The sequence below is a fragment of the Gilliamella sp. wkB108 genome (assembly GCF_001690195.1).
Lineage (GTDB): Bacteria > Pseudomonadota > Gammaproteobacteria > Enterobacterales > Orbaceae > Gilliamella > Gilliamella apicola_L.
Genome location: NZ_LZGM01000074.1, coordinates 1 through 1,393, shown reverse-complemented (window position 1 = coordinate 1,393; position 1,393 = coordinate 1). Strand labels below are relative to the sequence as shown.

Below are 1,393 nucleotides of genomic sequence, written 5' to 3'. Positions count from 1 at the left end.
GGCTTCTACCATCCATTCTGGCCAACCTTGACCTTTGATGATCTCTTTTTTAAATTGGATTTCTTGCTCTGATTTGTATTTACCGGCATTTAAATTGATTAAATCATTACAACACATAAAATTATTCACCCAACCCCAGACCATATAACTCCCTACACCGATGCGTAATGGATCAAGCAGTATATGGTCAATTGTTTTATGGGTATGGGGTTTACAAACCATTAATATGGTCGTATTCAGCGAATAATTGGAAAAATTATGTACCACTACCCCTTGTAAATATGCCCAATCATACTCTTTGATTCGCTTTTTGTTTGGGTGTAAAAAGGTAAGCGGATTTCGTAAAGATTTAAAATTAAAAAAATAACTTTCATTCACATACACTTTACCAGTTTTACGGTTAAAAATGATTGGACTACCTCTGCGTGTAAATAGATTTTGATAGCATTCAGGAATCATAAGATACAAAGCAAAAAAACAAGTGATAGTTCCCAATAATAATACAATATCTATAATTTTTTCATCATTATCAACCCCAGGTTCTAAATTAACAACAAAGTAAAAATAAAAGAATATATAGAAAGTAAGACCAATTATTGATATCAACGAAATAAATAAATAAAAAATCTGGTCTGATTTTATTTTCCGAATAAAAGCACAATAGTTATCATTGGCATAAAGTAAGCGATCATCGGCACCGGTTATATATTGAGTTCCTTTATCTAAATCACCAATCCAACCTAGAATCTGCGGACGATATTTTGATGGCATGGTTTTCCCTTACTCCTTATTATTTTACTTAGTATCCAAGCTACTCATTATGGTTTAACATTATACTTTTGTTTGATTTCTGCTAACTCTTCTTGTGATGTTGCATTAAAGGCTTCAATCATACATTTTGGTCAACATTGCGCTTTAATAATTTTCTTTTTAAATTCACCTTTTTGCTACCATATTAAGAATTACCATAATCAATCAATTTTCCGGTTTTATCATCTCGCACGCCCCATTCGATACGATTATCTAAAATCGCTTGTTGTACTCTTGGTGGATAGTCTGATAAGGTGGTTTCTTTCGGTACGGTTTTCCCTTTTTGACCAGCTTGACGAATGACTTTTGACCAGCGTGGTTGCCAGCATAAACATTCCGAAATAAAGTAACCTATCGTGTAAAACGGTAATAATATAAAAAATACCGGTATCAATAAAATGTACATCCAGAATGTTGGGGCATTTTTTGCAGCATGGATCATCGGTTTTATATGTCCACTTAAACCATGTAAAGGCATCGGTAGATGCGTACTGAGCCAAGGTTTGGGTAGGTTATCCGGGCCTTCCTCCATATAACGGCGAATAAATTCCCATTCATCTTTATAATCTTGCGAATTATAGGT

General features: G+C 33.9%; 2 protein-coding genes. Both read right to left on the bottom strand.

The window, feature by feature from the left end; all coding sequences use genetic code 11:
• On the bottom strand, positions 1-771 hold a 771-nt coding region (locus A9G11_RS07905; protein ID WP_065619078.1), incomplete at its 3' end, for a DUF6708 domain-containing protein.
• 184 nt (positions 772-955) lie between these two features.
• A partial coding sequence (locus A9G11_RS14420) for a DUF6708 domain-containing protein (protein ID WP_218056098.1) occupies positions 956-1,393 on the bottom strand: 438 nt, incomplete at its 5' end.